At 35.1% G+C, this 17,204-nt stretch carries 17 protein-coding genes and 2 riboswitches; of the genes, 3 read left to right on the forward strand and 14 right to left on the reverse strand.

Annotated elements, in window-relative coordinates:
- The first annotated feature begins 84 nt into the window (after positions 1 to 84).
- Positions 85 to 1,368: an MFS transporter gene (locus tag ACUXEY_RS15225; RefSeq protein ID WP_429601821.1), complete on the forward strand. Its 1,284-nt coding sequence runs from the start codon at positions 85 to 87 to the stop codon at positions 1,366 to 1,368.
- A gap of 67 nt (positions 1,369 to 1,435) precedes the next feature.
- Here the strand turns inward: ACUXEY_RS15225 and ACUXEY_RS15230 are convergent, their stop codons facing one another.
- The 7 genes from ACUXEY_RS15230 to ACUXEY_RS15260 all read right to left on the reverse strand — a co-directional run bounded on the left by ACUXEY_RS15230 (position 1,436) and on the right by ACUXEY_RS15260 (position 4,935).
- The gene (locus ACUXEY_RS15230; protein ID WP_002078892.1) at positions 1,436 to 1,687 is read right to left on the reverse strand and encodes a helix-turn-helix transcriptional regulator; all 252 of its coding nucleotides are present in this window, start codon (positions 1,685 to 1,687) and stop codon (positions 1,436 to 1,438) included.
- A gap of 56 nt (positions 1,688 to 1,743) precedes the next feature.
- Positions 1,744 to 2,976 carry an MFS transporter gene (locus ACUXEY_RS15235; RefSeq protein ID WP_166703543.1) on the reverse strand — a complete coding sequence of 411 codons (1,233 nt, stop codon included), beginning with the start codon at positions 2,974 to 2,976 and terminating at the stop codon, positions 1,744 to 1,746.
- 66 nt (positions 2,977 to 3,042) lie between these two features.
- A complete protein-coding gene (locus tag ACUXEY_RS15240; RefSeq protein ID WP_166703544.1) occupies positions 3,043 to 3,624 on the reverse strand; it encodes a TetR/AcrR family transcriptional regulator in 582 nt (193 codons plus the stop codon).
- 80 nt (positions 3,625 to 3,704) lie between these two features.
- Positions 3,705 to 3,848 carry a histidine kinase gene (locus ACUXEY_RS15245; RefSeq protein WP_461301014.1) on the reverse strand — a complete coding sequence of 48 codons (144 nt, stop codon included), beginning with the start codon at positions 3,846 to 3,848 and terminating at the stop codon, positions 3,705 to 3,707.
- Positions 3,849 to 3,973: 125 nt separating this feature from the next.
- Positions 3,974 to 4,225 (reverse strand): hypothetical protein, encoded by a 252-nt coding sequence (locus tag ACUXEY_RS15250; protein ID WP_166703545.1) that lies wholly within the window; start codon positions 4,223 to 4,225, stop codon positions 3,974 to 3,976.
- 13 nt (positions 4,226 to 4,238) lie between these two features.
- A complete protein-coding gene (locus tag ACUXEY_RS15255; RefSeq protein WP_429601816.1) occupies positions 4,239 to 4,553 on the reverse strand; it encodes a thioredoxin family protein in 315 nt (104 codons plus the stop codon).
- A 10-nt stretch (positions 4,554 to 4,563) separates the two neighbouring features.
- Positions 4,564 to 4,935 (reverse strand): DnaJ family domain-containing protein, encoded by a 372-nt coding sequence (locus ACUXEY_RS15260; RefSeq protein ID WP_166703547.1) that lies wholly within the window; start codon positions 4,933 to 4,935, stop codon positions 4,564 to 4,566.
- A 445-nt stretch (positions 4,936 to 5,380) separates the two neighbouring features.
- On the opposite strand from ACUXEY_RS15260, the gene ACUXEY_RS15265 reads away from it, so the two are divergent.
- Complete coding sequence (locus tag ACUXEY_RS15265) at positions 5,381 to 7,405, forward strand: glycosyl hydrolase family 18 protein (protein WP_461301015.1); 2,025 nt, start codon at positions 5,381 to 5,383, stop codon at positions 7,403 to 7,405.
- 458 nt (positions 7,406 to 7,863) lie between these two features.
- On the opposite strand, the gene ACUXEY_RS15270 is transcribed toward ACUXEY_RS15265, so the two are convergent.
- From ACUXEY_RS15270 to ACUXEY_RS15300, 7 genes are all read right to left on the reverse strand, one after another.
- The gene (locus tag ACUXEY_RS15270; protein WP_461301016.1) at positions 7,864 to 9,408 is read right to left on the reverse strand and encodes an ABC-F family ATP-binding cassette domain-containing protein; all 1,545 of its coding nucleotides are present in this window, start codon (positions 9,406 to 9,408) and stop codon (positions 7,864 to 7,866) included.
- A gap of 304 nt (positions 9,409 to 9,712) precedes the next feature.
- Complete coding sequence (locus ACUXEY_RS15275; protein ID WP_461301017.1) at positions 9,713 to 10,486, reverse strand: hypothetical protein; 774 nt, start codon at positions 10,484 to 10,486, stop codon at positions 9,713 to 9,715.
- A 66-nt stretch (positions 10,487 to 10,552) separates the two neighbouring features.
- Complete coding sequence (locus tag ACUXEY_RS15280) at positions 10,553 to 11,302, reverse strand: ABC transporter ATP-binding protein (RefSeq protein ID WP_166703551.1); 750 nt, start codon at positions 11,300 to 11,302, stop codon at positions 10,553 to 10,555.
- Positions 11,299 to 12,297, reverse strand: coding sequence for an ABC transporter substrate-binding protein (locus ACUXEY_RS15285; protein ID WP_461301018.1), 999 nt, complete (start codon positions 12,295 to 12,297; stop codon positions 11,299 to 11,301). Before ACUXEY_RS15285 ends, ACUXEY_RS15280 begins: the two co-directional genes overlap by 4 nt.
- The gene (locus tag ACUXEY_RS15290; protein WP_001057155.1) at positions 12,294 to 13,067 is read right to left on the reverse strand and encodes an ABC transporter permease; all 774 of its coding nucleotides are present in this window, start codon (positions 13,065 to 13,067) and stop codon (positions 12,294 to 12,296) included. The genes ACUXEY_RS15285 and ACUXEY_RS15290 overlap by 4 nt, the downstream gene beginning before the upstream one ends.
- The gene (locus ACUXEY_RS15295; RefSeq protein WP_000082898.1) at positions 13,039 to 13,359 is read right to left on the reverse strand and encodes an MTH1187 family thiamine-binding protein; all 321 of its coding nucleotides are present in this window, start codon (positions 13,357 to 13,359) and stop codon (positions 13,039 to 13,041) included. The genes ACUXEY_RS15290 and ACUXEY_RS15295 overlap by 29 nt, the downstream gene beginning before the upstream one ends.
- Before the next feature lie 100 nt (positions 13,360 to 13,459).
- Positions 13,460 to 13,561: riboswitch (TPP riboswitch) on the reverse strand.
- A gap of 61 nt (positions 13,562 to 13,622) precedes the next feature.
- Positions 13,623 to 15,365, reverse strand: a complete 1,743-nt coding sequence (locus ACUXEY_RS15300; protein ID WP_461301019.1) for a methyl-accepting chemotaxis protein — start codon at positions 15,363 to 15,365, stop codon at positions 13,623 to 13,625.
- Positions 15,366 to 15,508: 143 nt separating this feature from the next.
- Positions 15,509 to 15,593, reverse strand: a riboswitch (cyclic di-GMP riboswitch).
- Positions 15,594 to 15,876: 283 nt separating this feature from the next.
- On the opposite strand from ACUXEY_RS15300, the gene ACUXEY_RS15305 reads away from it, so the two are divergent.
- A complete protein-coding gene (locus tag ACUXEY_RS15305; RefSeq protein ID WP_098347019.1) occupies positions 15,877 to 17,190 on the forward strand; it encodes an anaerobic C4-dicarboxylate transporter family protein in 1,314 nt (437 codons plus the stop codon).
- The last annotated feature ends 14 nt before the right edge of the window (positions 17,191 to 17,204 follow it).

Below are 17,204 nucleotides of genomic sequence, written 5' to 3' on the forward strand. Positions count from 1 at the left end.
ATGTAAAAAATCATCACTGTTTCTCTTTTTATAATTTTTATTTTTGTACACTGTTAGTAGAACAAATTTAAGGGGGAACACTATATGAAAAAAATGTCCAGACAAGAAAAAAGCTGGATATTATACGATTGGGCGAACTCCGTATATTCGCTCATCATTACAACTGCATTATTCCCAATTTACTTTAAGGCAGCTGCAAAAGAAGCTGGACTATCTGGTGCAACTTCAACAGCATATTGGGGATATGCAAACTCGTTCGCTACACTTTTAATTTCTATACTTGCCCCTATTCTCGGCACAGTTGCTGATTATAAAGGATTTAAAAAACGATTTTTCACATTCTTCTTTGGACTCGGTATCGTATTTACAAGTATGCTAGCAGTCGTCCCAACATCTCAGTGGTACTTATTACTAGGATGCTATATGCTCGCATTAGTCGGTTTTGCTGGAGCAAACATTTTTTATGATGCATTTTTAGTAGATGTCACTTCTGAAGATAGAATGGATCAAATTTCTACGCGAGGTTTCGCATTAGGCTATATTGGGAGTACTATTCCTTTCATCGGTTGTATCGCTCTTATCATTCTTGCTCAAAAAGGAACTATCCCTTTATCTGTTGGCATTGCTAGTCAAATTTCCTTTGCGATAACAGCCCTTTGGTGGGGGTTATTTACGATTCCAATGCTAAAAAACGTAGAGCAGACGCACTATATTGAACGTCACCCTAGACCAATTACAATGAGCTTTAAACGTCTTGCTAATACTTTTAAAAATATTAAAGAATATAAAACTGTATTCATGTTCCTAATCGCTTACTTTTTCTATATTGATGGGGTCGATACAATTATTACTATGTCCACCGCTTATGGAACAGATCTTGGTATTAGTGCAACGAATCTATTAATCATCTTATTCGTCACACAAATTGTAGCTTGTCCATTTGCTTTATTATACGGAAAATTATCAGAAACATTTACAGGTAAAAAGATGCTATATGTCGGTATTATCATTTATATCATTATCTGCACATATGCTTATTTTTTAAAAACGACACTCGACTTCTGGATTTTAGCAATGTTAGTTGCCACTTCTCAGGGCGGGATTCAAGCACTTAGTCGTTCCTATTTTGCTAAACTAGTACCTAAAGAATCGGCAAATGAATTCTTCGGATTTTATAATATATTTGGCAAGTTTGCCGCGATTATGGGTCCCGTATTAGTCGGTGTTACAACGCAATTAACGGGAAAAACAAACGCTGGTGTCCTTAGTATTATTGTACTGTTCGTTATCGGGGGATTCTTACTAACTAGAGTTCCGGAAAATCCTACATCCGTTACACCACCTAGCCCAAAAACTAAAACGCTATAAGAAAAGAGCCTCTTCACATAAGAAGAGGCTCTTTTCTTATAGCGATAACGCCTCACAACGAAAGACGCTACATCTTATACAAAAATAGTTTATCAACAGTTGTTCCTAATACTTCCGCTAAACGAAAGGCTAATGCTAAGCTTGGATCATATTTATTATTCTCAATTGCATTTATCGTCTGTCTTGAAACTTTACACTTATCAGCTAATGCACCTTGTGAAATATTATTTTCAGTGCGTAATTCATAAATTTGATTTTTCACATCTTTTCTCCTAACATGTAAAATCGTTTTTACAACATTAGTATATAGTCGGTACATTTCATTGTCAAAAGATCGTCATGAAAAAAGGGAGCTATTCAGCCCCCTTACAATAGCTATTTCGAAACCAATGAATTCGTCATTTCCTCTCCATTAACAATATCTTCTTTCTTTATTTGCATACGTAAAACCGGACCTATCGCAAATAAAATAAGCGCCATCGCTATACAAAATACAGTAACTAGTGAGGTCATTTCCTTTAATCCGCCAGCTAGTGAAGTCCCAATTAACATTGCCCCCATAAACAGTGGTAAAATTGTTCCATTTACTCTTCCAACCATATTTTCTGGTACAAGTTGAATCATAAGCGTACCGACAACGATATTAACACAAGCTAAACAAATACCCGTTCCAAATCTCATAAAACTAGTAACCCAAAATGATGTAGATAGCCCTTCTACTAAAAATGACATAGCTAATATGCTCATACCGAATACAAACATCTTTTTCGGATTCACTTTTGAAGCGAAAACTGCAGCAATAATACCACCAATTAACATACCTATCCCATCTGCTGCTGCTAAATATTGAACTGCTTCCTTTTCCATTCCAAGACGCTCTATTACAAGAAACACCTCTAACGGATTCGTTAGTCCAACAGCTAAGCCCATAATGGTGAAAGTGATCGTAATCATACGTAAATTTTTCGTATGAAGAACGTATTTCCAACCTTCTTTTATATCATTTTTTAATGAATCCCTCGCCACTTGCTCTTGTTCCACCCATTTTGGTAAAAACGAAAGAGCGATAGCAGATAACAAAAATAAAATGATTAAGCTATATAGTGACGTAAATAAACCAAGTTGTGTATACACAAGCGATCCTACCACTGGTCCGAAAATCATAAATAATGACTGTAATGTTTGGTTAAATGCAATCGCATTTGCTACCTGTTCTTCTTTTACGTAGCGCTTAAATATACGCGAAGATGACGGCTGAGAAAACTGGCCTACAATCGCGGAAATGAGTGTTGCAAAAAATATAGCCTGCCAATAATCCAGCTTTAACAACAAGACAATTCCTATAATAGACAGTACGCTTAATACATCTCCAGCAACCATTGTTCTTTTCGGATTCCAGCGATCAGCTAGCGCACCACCAATAAACGAGAAAATAAAAATAGGTGCATATTCCATAACCGATAACAATGAAACGGAAACTGGATCATTATTCGTTCGCTCCATTATGAAATACAAAAGAGCCATATTTCTAATCCAAATTGCAAATTGTTGTAAAATATCAGACGCCATAACGAGCATAAATGCTCGATTTTTAAATAAAGCGTTCATTTTCATTCTCCCTTCATAAACCGACCGTTCAGTCTAATTTGTTTTGTAAGAAAAGCAACTGATCTATCATTCAGCTGCCATTCCTTTTAACAATACATCTATTGCCTTTTTATAAATACGTTTCAGCTCTTTATAATCTAACTCGTAATAAAGTACTCCAAGCCCTGATAATAATCCATTCACAATATACATAAGATCGCGCGTATTATCTACACGAAACTCTCCAGACTGTATGCCAGCTTCAATTAGTTTCTCAAACATAACATATGATTCTCTAGTTAAAGCTAATAGTTCATCCAAAATCTCTTTACTTACAACTTGGCTCATAGAGAATTCCTCTATTGCATTTGAAATGGGTTGCTGTATGTCCTCTACATGATATTCCGCGAGACCATATAGTTTTTCAGTATTCGTACTATACAACTTCTCTTTTTCATTCCATTTTTCAAGCCAATCATACGTATGCTGTTTTACTACAAATAAAAATAATTCTTCTTTACTTTTAAAGTGGTAATAAATGCTTCCTTTACTTCGCTCTGTAATTTCACAAATCTCTTCCATAGATGTAGCTGCATAGCCCTTCTGTGAAAACAGACTTTCTGCTTTATATGCAATTTCTTTTTTTATCTCTTCTGCGCTTCTTCTCATATTCACACCTCTTTAAACCGACCGTTCAGTCTAATAATAACAAATTAAAAACCTCTATTACAAGAGGCTATATTCCTTATTTAAGAAAACGTACTTTCAAACCACGTTCGAATCATATGTATTATTCCAATTTTAAATCCTAATTTAACAAGAAATACGCCTCCTGCAGCTAATAAAAATAATACTACTTTCCCCTTATTTTTCACTTTAGGTTTCCTTTTCATTTCTATTCCCCTTAGTACGTTAAAAATATTAAACAAACGTTTGTTTAACTGTTGTTATGCATATGTAAGCCAACTAATCAAACGTTTGTTTAAAAAGAAATACGCCTATATAAGGCGCATTTTCATCAATCACCGCCACCTCCGCCACCATCGCAGCTGCCTCCGCTATCTCCACCGAAAGATCCTCCACAATCATGTGAACCTCCATGCGAGCTATCATTATCAGATCCAGCAAAGAAAAATAATGGTGATGAGTTGTTAGATGAATTATGAATGTTATTTTGTTTCGTAAGATTTACCTTCTTTTTGTTCGATCGAACTGCTGTTACAATTATTCCAACTACAACAAATAATAGTATAAAAATAATAAATTCCATATAAAAACCTCCCTTAATCTTCGAATAATTGAATGGTTCTTTCTAGATTTTCAAGTGAAATAAAGCGAGATTCACGAAGGATCTCTTTTCCATTATAAAATAATAAAACTGTTGGCCCTGTAAATACTGCATATCGCCCCGCAATTTCTTGCATGTCTTGTAGTAATATTTCTACTTTCTCTACGTAATCATAATTCTCTAATACACCATTTACTTTTCTTAACATAACATCACAAACACCACAATTTTCTGTTTTAATAAACAGAAGTACTATTTGTCGTTCTTCAATATATGTCGCTAATTCTTCTATCGTTTCAAATGTATTCATCTTATCCCTCTTAGCGTAATTTACGAAATAATTTACCTTGGTACATACGAAAAGCTGAACTATCTTTAATTTTCCTCTTTTCCATTACCTGCTGAAAACGCAGCGTTTTTGCTGTTAACTCTTCTTGTAATTTTTTTCTCTCTGCTTCATCATAACAGCACGCAATTAAGTCTTCTATTTTTAATATATCTTTTTGTAGTTCCATTTCTGGTGGAATCATACTCGCATTTTTTAAGATTTTATAACTCATTCTAAGTTCTGGAGGTACCATTGAAAGATCTTCTAATTGTAGTGGTTTTCCTTTTCCCGGAATATGATCAAGGTCTCCATTCCGTATTGCTTGTCGAATTTTTTCTTCAGCAATGTTCAAAAAGACATCCACACCATTCGCTCCTTTACATATTTTTACTATTATTTTACATGATATTTTCTCATCTTGCTACGCTATTCCAAATTGACCTCATACAATTTTTTCTCAAATTTAATTCCAAGAAGCCCTTTCCTCCCTAATCAATATTTTATTTTCATGTGTAATCTGTATTAGAGCCATTTCATATTGAGAAAGTCTTTTCGAATCAAATAAAGCGTTTACACCAAATCTTACATTTGCTACGATTTAATCACCCCCAGCTCCCTTGTATAGACTTCGTGATGTCTGATCATTTTTATCCCGCTTTAATGGGCAGTAAGACCCCCACCTCAAAATTTAGCGAAAGCAAAGAAGTTAGGTGGGGGGCGGGCTGCCCATTAAAGTCCGATTGGTGAGGGCTAATAATCAGTGGGGGATGCCTTTAAATATATCTTTTATTTTGAAAGGAGAAATGACTATGAGATCAAAAAAATTCACGCTGCTATTACTATCCCTACTACTCTTCTTACCTCTTTTTCTCACAAACTTTATTACTCCAAATTTCGCATTAGCAGATTCACCAAAGCAAGGTCAAAAAATTGTTGGGTATTTTCCTTCGTGGGGCATTTACGGACGTAATTATCAAGTTGCAGACATTGATGCATCAAAGCTAACTCATTTAAACTATGCTTTCGCTGATATTTGCTGGAATGGAAAACATGGAAATCCTTCTACTCACCCCGATAATCCAAATAAACAAACGTGGAACTGTAAAGAGTCTGGTGTACCACTGCAAAATAAAGAGGTTCCTAATGGTACTCTCGTACTCGGTGAACCATGGGCTGATGTCACAAAATCTTATCCGGGATCAGGTACAACTTGGGAAGATTGTGATAAATACGCCCGCTGCGGAAATTTCGGAGAACTGAAACGATTAAAAGCTAAGTATCCTCACTTAAAAACAATTATTTCTGTTGGTGGCTGGACTTGGTCTAACCGCTTTTCTGACATGGCCGCTGATGAAAAAACAAGAAAAATATTCGCTGAATCTACAGTAGCTTTTCTTCGCGAATATGGATTTGACGGTGTTGATTTAGATTGGGAATACCCGGGCGTTGAAACGATTCCTGGCGGTAGTTATCGTCCTGAAGATAAGCAAAACTTCACCCTACTCCTTCAAGATGTTCGAGATGCATTAACGAAGGCTGGTGCAGAGGATGGGAAACAATATTTACTAACAATCGCGTCTGGTGCAAGCCAACGTTATGCTGATCATACAGAGCTAAAGAAAATCTCTCAAATACTGGATTGGATTAATATTATGACATATGATTTCCACGGCGGATGGGAAGCTACTTCTAACCATAATGCAGCTCTATACAAAGACCCAAATGACCCAGCAGCAGATACGAAATTTTACGTAGATGGTGCGATAGACATTTATACAAATGAAGGGGTTCCAGCTGATAAACTCGTATTAGGTGTACCTTTTTACGGACGTGGATGGAAAAGTTGCGGAAAAGAAAATAACGGCCAATACCAATCTTGTAAGCCAGGTAGTGATGGAAAACTCGCTTCTAAAGGAACTTGGGATGATTATTCTACCGGTGACACAGGTGTGTACGATTATGGTGATTTAGCAGCTAATTATGTTAATAAAAATGGTTTTGTTCGCTATTGGAACGATGTAGCGAAAGTACCTTATTTATATAATGCGACTACGGGCACGTTTATTAGCTATGATGACAGCGAATCTATGAAGTATAAAACAGACTATATAAAAACAAAAGGTTTAAGTGGCGCAATGTTTTGGGAACTAAGCGGGGATTGCCGTACAAGTCCGAAATATAGTTGTAGTGGACCTAAATTAATTGATACGCTAGTAAAAGAGTTACTTGGTGGACCTATTACTCAAAAAGATACTGAATCACCAACAAACGTAAAAAACATTGCTGTTACAAATAAAGCCTCAAACTCCGTTCAATTAAACTGGACTGCATCCACTGATAACGTAGGAGTTACGGAATATGAAATTACTGCCGGAGAAGAGAAATGGAGTACAACTACAAATAGCATTACAATTAAAAACTTAAAATCTAATACAGAATACACATTTTCAATAATAGCAAAAGATGCTGCTGGGAATAAATCACAGCCTACTTCTATTATTGTAAAAACAGACGATGCTAACACAACACCTCCTGGTGGAAATGGGAATGCTACTTTTTCAGTCACTTCAAATTGGGGAAGTGGTTACAACTTCTCGATTGTAATTAAAAATAGTGGAACGACCCCTATTAAAAACTGGAAATTAGAATTTGATTACAACGGCAATTTAACACAAGTTTGGGATTCTAAAATTAGTAGTAAAATAAATAATCATTACGTAATTACGAATGCAGGATGGAATGGTGAAATTCCTCCTGGAGGATCGGTTACAATCGGAGGTGCAGGAACAGGCAACCCTGCTGAACTTGTAAATACATCCATTAGCGAAAACTAAACGTAATCTCCATTAATTATTTCACTAAAGTTTGAATTTAGGTTTGAGTGCTCTATCCTAAATTCAAACTTTTAATTTTATGAAAAATCACAAACAAACATTACGATAACCTATTATAATAATATTTAGTTACTAATATGAAGTTCATGTGAAGTTCATGTGAATTTTACATGAATTTCCTTTGAGTTCTATTGTCTTCCTATACCAATCACATTATCCTTTACATATAGGAATTAGTTTTCATTCCATTTCAAACTATCTATATATACAAAGAAAGATAGTCGCCTATTAGGGAAAGGCATCTAGTATGATTATAAATATAAACATAACAAAAGAAAAAGCACGCTTATAAGCGCACCATAAGAGTGCTTCTTCATACAATTCTCATGTAAGAGTTCTCGAAAATCATGTTAATCACAAAGAAAAGGCATTAGCTTGTATAAGCTAATGCCTTTTCTTTATTCATATTGTTCAGCGTTCCATTCTTCTATATTCCATACTTTTGTTATCCATGCTTCATAGAAAGAAGGCTCATGTGAGACAAGTAAAACTGTTCCTTTATATTGTTGTAACGCTTCCTGCAACGCCTTCTTTGTTTCTATATCCAAATGATTAGTTGGTTCATCTAAAATTAAAACATTGCTTTTCGTTACGATAAGTTCGCATAAACGTACTTTCGTTTGCTCTCCACCACTTAATAAACGAATAGGTTTTAATACGTGTTCTTCTTTCAATCCACACTTTGCTAATGCTTGACGTACTTCTTTCTTTGTCATATCTGGTCGTTCTGTCCAAATTTTCTCTAATGGTGTTGTTTCTGATGCAAACTCTTCTTGTGCAAAATAAGCAGGATTTACTCGTTCTCCAACAGAAATTGAACCGCTTAGCGGCTTTATTTGACCTAATAACGTTTTTAACATCGTCGTTTTTCCAATTCCATTATGACCAATAACCGCTATCTTCTCGCCTTTTTTCACTTGTAAATTCAACTCTGGACATAACGGATCACTATAACCTATCCTTAGTTTCTCAGCTTGCAATATACGACTCACTGGCTCCTCATAAACATTGAAATCAAAACGGGATCGAGTTACATGAGTAACCTTTTCAACCCTTTGCATTTTCTCCAATACTTTCTCTCGACTTTTAGCCTGTTTCGCTTTTCGAATTTTATTTTTTTGAATAAACGTTTCTAACTGAGAAATTTCTTTTTGTTGTTTCGCATACGCCGATTTTAATTGTTTCTTTTGCACTTGAAAACTTTGTACAAACTTTTCATAATTTCCTACGTATCGCTTTACTTTCCCTCCTTCTAGATGATAAATAACATTTGTAATACTGTTCAAAAATATTTCATCATGCGAAATGATCACATAAGCTTTTTCATACAATCTCAAATACGATTGCAACCATTCTATATGAGCTGTATCTAAATAGTTTGTTGGCTCATCTAGCAATAAAACATCAGCTTTTTCTAAAAGGAGCTTCCCAAGTAATAACTTTGTTCGCTGTCCTCCACTTAACTTTGAAACATCCTTTTTAAGCCCTATTTCAAATAAACCTAAACCGATTGCTATTTCTTCAATTTCTGTATGAATGTGATAGAAATTAGAGCTTTCCAATATAGTTTGTAATTCTCCATATCTTACTAACAGTTTTTCTATTTCTTCTGCTCCATCCATTTCTTCTGCAATTTTTAACATTTCGCGTTCAATCGCATACAAATCCGAAAATGCACTTTGTAAATATCCTTCAATTGTGATCCCCTCTTGTAAATCCATATGCTGCTGTAAAAAACCTATCTTCACATGTGGAAACCATTCAATGTTCCCATCATCATGTATAAGTTCTCCTGTTAAAATCTTTAACAATGTTGATTTTCCAATTCCATTTTCCCCTACTAATCCAACATGCTCGCCCTTTAGTAGTCGAAAACACGCATTATATAAAATGGTTTTCTCACCATACGAATGACTTAAATTTTCTACTGTTAATATACTCATTTTTTCTCTCCTTTACTTATAGTTCATAAGCTAAATAGAGAGCGCAACAGTATAAAGCCTTATTTAATTGTGCATATAGAAAATGGGTAAGGTGAATACACCTTACCCATTACATATTATCGTAAAAAAGGATTAAGGTTCTTTACCTGCTGTCTTCAATTTAGCTTAATCGTTAAAAATGGGCAGACTTCTCCCGCATCAAGCTAAAACCATTTGAAGAACAGTTGATAAAGTCATTTTATCCTTTCACTCCTTTAACATTTGTTATATTAAGAGTATAAACTACTCTGTTATATTCTATTCTCTATTTTTCTTTTTGTTCCTTCTCCACTTTTTCATTTTCTGCATAAATTTCCTTATACATCTTTTCTAATGCATATGGACTTGTAAAGATGAGCGTTAACGATTTCCACATATAAATTCTTCTTTGTAATTCTATCCCATACTCTTTACTCACCATATTTTTCACTTCTGGGATATGGTCTTCGTTTTGAAATTGTTGTACAGATTTCAATTCATTCGTTTTAAAATCTGTTAAAAGGCCTATTACAGATCGTCCATGTTCCTGTGAACTTTCTTCTAAATCAAATTGGATCGAATGAACGAAACCTAAAACGTGAAAGATTTGAGCATGCAACCCGATAGCAGCACGCTGTTCCATTAAGTTGTAGCACTCTCGTTTTAACTCTTCTACCATCTCTAAAGAATTTCTATTAACTTTTCTTTTACCAACAAACATAATTTTTACAATATGAGCGACTGCTCCCATACTTTTTAATACACTCTCTAAAATTTCTACCGCATCTTCTACATAACCATTTGAAATTATTGAATGAATAAATTCATCTAATAGCACTTGAAACTTTTTAACTAAATGTAAATCACGTAATTCTGGAACATCTTTTCTCAATTGATCCCGGCCTTGAACCCACTTTAAAACTTCTGTCATTTCTTCTTCTTTTAATTCATGATGTTCCATACCATACTTCATTAATAAAATATGATTTTTTAATAAGGACTTTCCTTCTTCAAGATTATTAGCTGTTAACGAATCAACTATTTGCTCTATAGATTTCATCTTTCTCCCCCTATATAAAAAAGCCTCTTAACAGTAATTATACTAAAAACTGTTAAAAGGCTTTTTCTATTTTTTCATATAAGGAGCTAATACTCTCAAAATTTCTTCCTTATCCTGCTTTAACTCAAGTGATGTTAACATATCCATCGTTCTCGGCCTAGGTAATTTCACTTGTACCTCGCCAACTATTGATGCTGGCCTTTGAGATAAAATAAATACACGATCCGAAAGCAAGATTGCCTCATCTAAGTCATGTGTAACCATAACGATTGTTTGCTTCTCTTGGTGCCAAGAGTTTAAAAGCCAGCTATGTACTTCCATTTTTGTAAAAGCATCTAATTTTCCAAAAGGCTCATCAAGTAGCATAATTGGCTTTTCACATAAATATGTGCGCAGAAAACTAATCCTTTGACGCATACCACCGGACAATTCATCTGGATAATGGTCCGCATATTCATCTAGCTGAAATTGCTTTAATGCTTCCATTCCTTCTGTGAGCCTTTGTTTTTTCGGTTTACCTTCGATTTCCAATGGCAGGACTATATTTTGCAAAGCTGATCGCCACGGTAGTAATAAATCTTGTTGTGGCATATAACTTACGACATCTTGCTCTCGTACGTGCGTATCCTTATACGTTACATTCCCACTTGTTGGATTTTCAACATTTGCAATCATATTTAATAATGTGCTTTTCCCGCAACCACTCGGTCCTACAAAGGAAACAAACTCTCCCTCTTGTATAGAAGCACTAATATTTGCTAATACATTCTTTCCATCGAAAGATTTTACAACATCTTTTATTTGTAATCCACTCATTTTTCACTTGGAAGGAACTCATTTGTAAAGGCATCTTTTACATCAATTTTCTTCTTAATAACTTTGTTATCATATAAGAAATTCATGTAATTCGTCCAAACTTCTTCCTTCTGTACTCCCCATGCTTTTGCATCATCTTGATACTTCGTACTTAACCACTTTTGACTTTCTTGTACTAAGTCTTTATTCACATCTGGAACAGCTTTAATTAAAATATCAGCAGCTTCTTTCGGTTCTTTAATTGCAAAATTATAACCGTCTGTCGTTGCACTCATAAACTTTTTCACAAAGTCTTTATCTTGTTTCGTATGTTTTTCACTCGTAATAATAACTGGACTATAGAAATCAAGCGCTGGGTCTAAGTCTTTCACCATAATCGTATTTAACTCTTTTCCTTGGCGCTTCGCTTCAATTCCATCCCATCCGTAATAAATCCATTCAAAGTCTGCATCACGGCCGATTGATTTAAAGAAATCGGTTTGTCCTAAGATGATTTTTTCAACTTTATTAAAATCAGCTTGATGTTTCTCCATAATTGTCTTTAATGTAGCTTCTTCTGCTGGTCCTCCCCAGCCTCCATAACGTTTACCTTCAAAATCTTTCGGTGAAGTCATGTTATCTTTCTTAAGCGATGCAAAAGCTGAAGTGTTATGCTGAATAATCACTCCGACAGATACAACAGGAATCCCCTCCACACGAGCCAACGTTACATTTTCTTGTGCGCTTATTGCGAAGTCAGCTTTTCCTGAAGCTATCATTTGCTCCGCTGTCACATTATCACCAGGCTGAATAATTTCTACATCTAAGCCTTGCTTTTTATAATAATCTTTCGCTTGCGCTACATATAAGCCAGTATGATTCGTATTCGGAAACCAATCTAATACTACTTTTACTTTTTGATCTTTACTTGCACTTTCTTCTTTCTTCGCTGGGTTACACCCAACCACACCTACTGCTAATAAGGCAGCCAACATAACTTTTAAACCTTTTTTCATTTTCTGCCGTCCTTTCTATATATCCATGGTGCTGTTATTCTTGCCATAAACTCTACGATAAAATACAAGCATAATGTCACCATAACAATAATTGCTGCAACACCAAATACTCGGGCTGTTAAAAAGGATTTCGTAGCCCTCGTAAGCATAACTCCTAATCCTTCACTGGCACCGAGCCATTCTCCAATAATCGCTCCCATTACGCTATATGTAACTGCAATTTTTAACCCTGAGAAAAAGTATGGAAGTACTGCTGGAAACTTTACTTTCTGGTAAACTTGCCATTTCGTTGCCTTCATCGTTTGCAACAACTTCAACATATTTTTATCTACTGTTTGAAAACCTTCTAAAATGCTAAGCGCGATCGGGAAGAAACAAACGAGTATGACTACCATTACTTTCGGTAGCATTCCATATCCAAACCAAATAATAAATAACGGTGCAAGTACAACGATTGGAATCGTTTGCGAAATAACAAGCAACGGATTTATTAAAATACGAAATAAAGGAATAACGTCCATAATAATTGCAATACTTGTCCCAATTAAAATCGCAAAGAACAGTCCAATTATAACCTCTTGCAGCGTTTGCATCGTATTCGGTAATAGTAAATCTTTCATTCCAATTAATTCTTGAACAATGGCAGAAGGCTTGGGTAAAATCCACGGTTCAATTTTAAATAATGAAACAGATCCTTCCCATATCGCAATGAGAAGGATAAGCCAAATTGTTGTAATTATTTTAGATTGCTTCTGGTTTTGCATATTCATCACGGTACTTCCAAACTTTTTCATCTATCGTTACACCAGTGCTTGGACGATAATGGATTTTAATAGAAGTAATTACTTCTTCTGCTCCAGCATCCACACACGCTTGTTGTGCACGTTTAATGACATCAAGAAGTACATCTAATTCTCCTTCCAGCGTTGTTTCCATTGCCCCTACTTCATAACGAACTCCCGATTGTTGTACAACCTCAATTGCTTTATCAACAACAGAATACACATCTTTGTTCTTCGCTTGTGGTACTACTGAAAATGAAATTGTAACTTGTTGTGACATAGTAAAATCCCCCTTATAATATGAAATGTTAAAACAAGAAAAGGCTTTCCTACTGCGTAGGAAAGCCTTGTATGCAAGTTATTATAGAATAACATATGCTACATCACTTTAAGTAACTCCCTACGCTGGCATTATCCAGATCAGGTTGAGGGTCGATGTTTATTTACATCCTCTCAGCCAATTGGCTCCCCGGTCCTTAATTCGTTTTCATTGTAGCATGATTTATTTTATTGAACAAACAAAAGTACGTATAATCATTTCATTTAACTTTTAAATTCTCCTATTAACTCTTGTAACTCCTGTGAAAGCCAGCTTAAAGAACTTGCTAATTCAGCAATATCTTGTACAGACATTTCCTGCTCTTTCATACTTTCTTCAATATTATTACTACTATTTGCATACGTATTTGCGATAAGTGATAGTTCATTTACAACACGAACAATATTTTGGCTATTTTGCAATATATTACTTGAATTGCTAGAAACAACTCTAACTTGATTTGTAACAGATTGTGCTGATTTTGAAATTTCACCAAAGAAAGCACCACTACTTTCAACAAGTTTCATTCCAGATTCTACTTCTTTTAAAGTATTTTGAATTGAAACAACAGCTTCTTCCGTACCAGCTCGTGTTTCCCCTATTAATTTTGCTATATCTTTTGCTGATGCTTCCGTCTGCTCTGCTAATTTACGCACTTCATCCGCAACAACGACAAATCCCTCACCAGTTTCCTCAGCACATGAAGCTTCAATAGTAGTAGCATTTAGAGCTAGCAAATTCGTTTGATTTGAAATACCAGTAATTACTGTTACAATGTCACTAATTTCTTTTGATCTTTTTTCCAAAGAATAAATAATAGAAGATAAATCTTGTACTGCATTTTGTATTATGTTCATTTGATTAATCGTCTGCTCAATAATACCATTTCCTTTTACTGAATGATGGTTTGTACCTTCAGACTCTTTCGCCATTTGTTTTGCAGTATTCGTTATTTCTTCCATCCTATCTTCCATTTCATATATAATATCTAAATACTTTGGTACTGCAGTTTCTTGTAATTGAACGCCAGCCCTTAACTCAACTATAGAACTTACGATTCCTTGGACTGCCATGCTATTCTCTTTCGTACTCACTGACAATTCTTGTGAAGATGAGGAAACCTGTTCTGCTGTCTGCTTTACTTTATCTATAATTCCTTTAAACTTCTCGATAGTATTATTAAAATACGCATTAATAATACCAATATCATCTGGTCTTTCCTCTAATTTAATACTTAAGTCACCTTCACCGACTTTGCGCAATCCTTCACGTAAATCCCGCAATGGAGCAAGTGCGTTACGTACGATTAGGAATTGAATAACCGTTGCAATTAAAACAGAAATACAAATAAACATTAAACCTTGTATAATGAACTTTTCCTTTGTACTAGGAACAATAGAGGCATCTACATCAGCTGCAACAAGTGCCACAATGTTACCTTCTCCATCTTTAATTGGCTCTAATATCGTCACCCATGTTCCTAATGCGTCTTCATATACTACTGTCATGTTTGCTTTTTTTGTGCTCATTACTTTATCATATGCTTCCATCCAAAGATCTGGTTGTTTATAATATTCTCCCGGCCTTACTTCAACAACATTTGCTAAACCTGTAGACAAATCAATGATTTGTAGCTCACCTTTTTCATTTTTTTTCGCTCCAACAATATACGTTTGTCCAACACTGCTCAATTCTTCCGTTGATTCATCTAATTTCTCTGTTAACTTCTCTCTCTTTTCTCTTTCTGCCGTTGGGTCTTTTGCAACATCTCTCAATATTTCCACGTCTAATTTATGTAATACCGTATCTCCTGTTTCAAAAGAATGCCTTTCAAATATAGACATCATGCTATTTTGAAACATGTTAAAACTTAACGCTCCCATAGTACCAACAAGCGTCAAAATAACTAGCACAGTTAACAATACATTTTTTTGAAGAAATGATAGCTTGTGCCAATATTTTCCCATTAACATCACCTTTCTTAATTAACATAATATAAATTAAGACTATTAAAATATAAACCTCATTAACAATTGATAAAGGTTCTCATTTTTTTACAAATAAAAAAAAGACCAATGAAAAGAGCATTGGTCAAGACCAACCCTATCCGTCCGGTAACTGGCTAGCATAGCCTTTCGGCCTTAGCTCCTGTAGTTTTGCGTCCTAATGTTTCCATCAGTTTGCCTTTCTCGCTGAACGAGTTGAACGATATGGGAGTTCTATGAGAATTAAATTATTCTCTATCAAAGATTACAACATAAAAATTAAAATGTCTACCTATTTATAAATGTAAATGTAAAGTTTCAATGTATTATTTTTTCGAAATAATTTAACAAAGTACGTGAATGTTACATTTCTTGTGTTATATAATAAAAAATGTATGAAACACAAGGATTGTTTTGAGTATTTATTTTAATTTTCGTTCAAATTAAATTATTCAAATATATCTTAACTAATGAATTTCGGAGGTAGTTTATCATGTTTTGGCTACAATTTCTTACGTTACTACTCTGCATCTTTATTGGCGCACGCCTAGGCGGAGTTGGTTTAGGAGTAATGGGTGGCGTCGGTATGGCAATACTTGTTTTCGTCTTCCATTTACAACCTACAGCTCCTCCTATTGATGTAATGCTTATGATTTTAGCAGTAATTACAGCTGCCGGTGCACTTCAAGCCGCTGGAGGAATGGACTACCTTGTTCATCTGGCTGAGAAAGCATTACGAAAAAATCCAAAGCGTATTACATTCTTTGCTCCAATTGTTACTTATTTATTTACACTCTGCGCAGGAACTGGTCACGTTGCTTATTCTGTACTTCCTGTTATCGCAGAAGTCTCTCGCGAATCTGGGATTAGACCGGAACGACCGATGTCAATTGCCGTAATCGCTTCCCAACAAGCAATTACAGCTAGTCCTATATCAGCTGCAACAGTTGCACTTTTAGCAATGCTAGCTGACTATAAAATCACTTTATTAGACATTCTAAAAGTAAGTATCCCTTCTACTTTCATCGCTTGTATGGTAGCTGCATTTGTTGCTAGTAAAATGGGGAAAGACTTAAATGAAGACCCTGAATACTTAAAACGATTAAAAGAAGGTATGATTCCTAAGATTGAAGAGAAAAAGGAATTTGTTGGTGTAAAAGGCGCTAAACTATCCGTTATCCTTTTCTTAGTAGCAACTTTTCTTGTTGTACTTCTCGGTTCGTTTGAGGCACTTCGTCCAGGATGGATGGTTGACGGGAAGTTAGTTCGTCTTTCCATGCCAAACACAATTGAAATGGTTATGTTAACGATCGCAGCTCTTATTATTATTTTCTGTAAACCAAATGTAGAAAGCATCGTGTCTGGTAACGTCTTTAAAGCAGGGGCAACAGCAGTTGTTGCTATTTTCGGTATCGCTTGGATGGGAGATACTTTCTTTAATGGAAACTTAAATATGATTCAAGGATCAATTCAGCACCTAGTAACAAGTGCACCATGGCTATTTGCCATCGCATTATTCATTCTATCTATTTTACTATATAGCCAAGCCGCAACAGTACGTGCTTTAATGCCTCTTGGATTATCACTCGGTATTCCACCAGCACTACTAATCGCGATGTTCCCTGCAGTAAATGGATATTTCTTCATTCCAAACTATGGAACAATCGTTGCTGCCATCAACTTTGATCGCACTGGTACAACTGGCATTGGTAAATATGTTTTAAATCATAGCTTTATGATTCCAGGCCTCATTGCAACATTCACTTCTATCGGAATTGGAATGCTCTTAATATCAATTATGTTTTAAAGAAAAAGCACAAA

The sequence above is a fragment of the Bacillus sp. F9_6S_D1_P_5 genome (assembly GCF_054823925.1).

What these genes read in the sequence shown, in the direction of transcription:
- ACUXEY_RS15285 (WP_461301018.1), bottom strand. Translation starts at nt 12,297, where the DNA reads ATGAAAAAAGGTTTAAAAGTTATGTTGGCTGCCTTATTAGCAGTAGGT.
- ACUXEY_RS15250 (WP_166703545.1), bottom strand. Translation starts at nt 4,225, where the DNA reads ATGGAATTTATTATTTTTATACTATTATTTGTTGTAGTTGGAATAATT.
- ACUXEY_RS15300 (WP_461301019.1), bottom strand. Translation starts at nt 15,365, where the DNA reads ATGGGAAAATATTGGCACAAGCTATCATTTCTTCAAAAAAATGTATTG.
- ACUXEY_RS15225 (WP_429601821.1), top strand. Translation starts at nt 85, where the DNA reads ATGAAAAAAATGTCCAGACAAGAAAAAAGCTGGATATTATACGATTGG.
- ACUXEY_RS15230 (WP_002078892.1), bottom strand. Translation starts at nt 1,687, where the DNA reads ATGTACCGACTATATACTAATGTTGTAAAAACGATTTTACATGTTAGG.
- ACUXEY_RS15265 (WP_461301015.1), top strand. Translation starts at nt 5,381, where the DNA reads ATGAGATCAAAAAAATTCACGCTGCTATTACTATCCCTACTACTCTTC.
- ACUXEY_RS15245 (WP_461301014.1), bottom strand. Translation starts at nt 3,848, where the DNA reads ATGAAAAGGAAACCTAAAGTGAAAAATAAGGGGAAAGTAGTATTATTT.
- ACUXEY_RS15270 (WP_461301016.1), bottom strand. Translation starts at nt 9,408, where the DNA reads ATGAGTATATTAACAGTAGAAAATTTAAGTCATTCGTATGGTGAGAAA.
- ACUXEY_RS15295 (WP_000082898.1), bottom strand. Translation starts at nt 13,359, where the DNA reads ATGTCACAACAAGTTACAATTTCATTTTCAGTAGTACCACAAGCGAAG.
- ACUXEY_RS15275 (WP_461301017.1), bottom strand. Translation starts at nt 10,486, where the DNA reads ATGAAATCTATAGAGCAAATAGTTGATTCGTTAACAGCTAATAATCTT.
- ACUXEY_RS15240 (WP_166703544.1), bottom strand. Translation starts at nt 3,624, where the DNA reads ATGAGAAGAAGCGCAGAAGAGATAAAAAAAGAAATTGCATATAAAGCA.
- ACUXEY_RS15290 (WP_001057155.1), bottom strand. Translation starts at nt 13,067, where the DNA reads ATGAATATGCAAAACCAGAAGCAATCTAAAATAATTACAACAATTTGG.
- ACUXEY_RS15255 (WP_429601816.1), bottom strand. Translation starts at nt 4,553, where the DNA reads ATGAATACATTTGAAACGATAGAAGAATTAGCGACATATATTGAAGAA.
- ACUXEY_RS15280 (WP_166703551.1), bottom strand. Translation starts at nt 11,302, where the DNA reads ATGAGTGGATTACAAATAAAAGATGTTGTAAAATCTTTCGATGGAAAG.
- ACUXEY_RS15235 (WP_166703543.1), bottom strand. Translation starts at nt 2,976, where the DNA reads ATGAACGCTTTATTTAAAAATCGAGCATTTATGCTCGTTATGGCGTCT.
- ACUXEY_RS15305 (WP_098347019.1), top strand. Translation starts at nt 15,877, where the DNA reads ATGTTTTGGCTACAATTTCTTACGTTACTACTCTGCATCTTTATTGGC.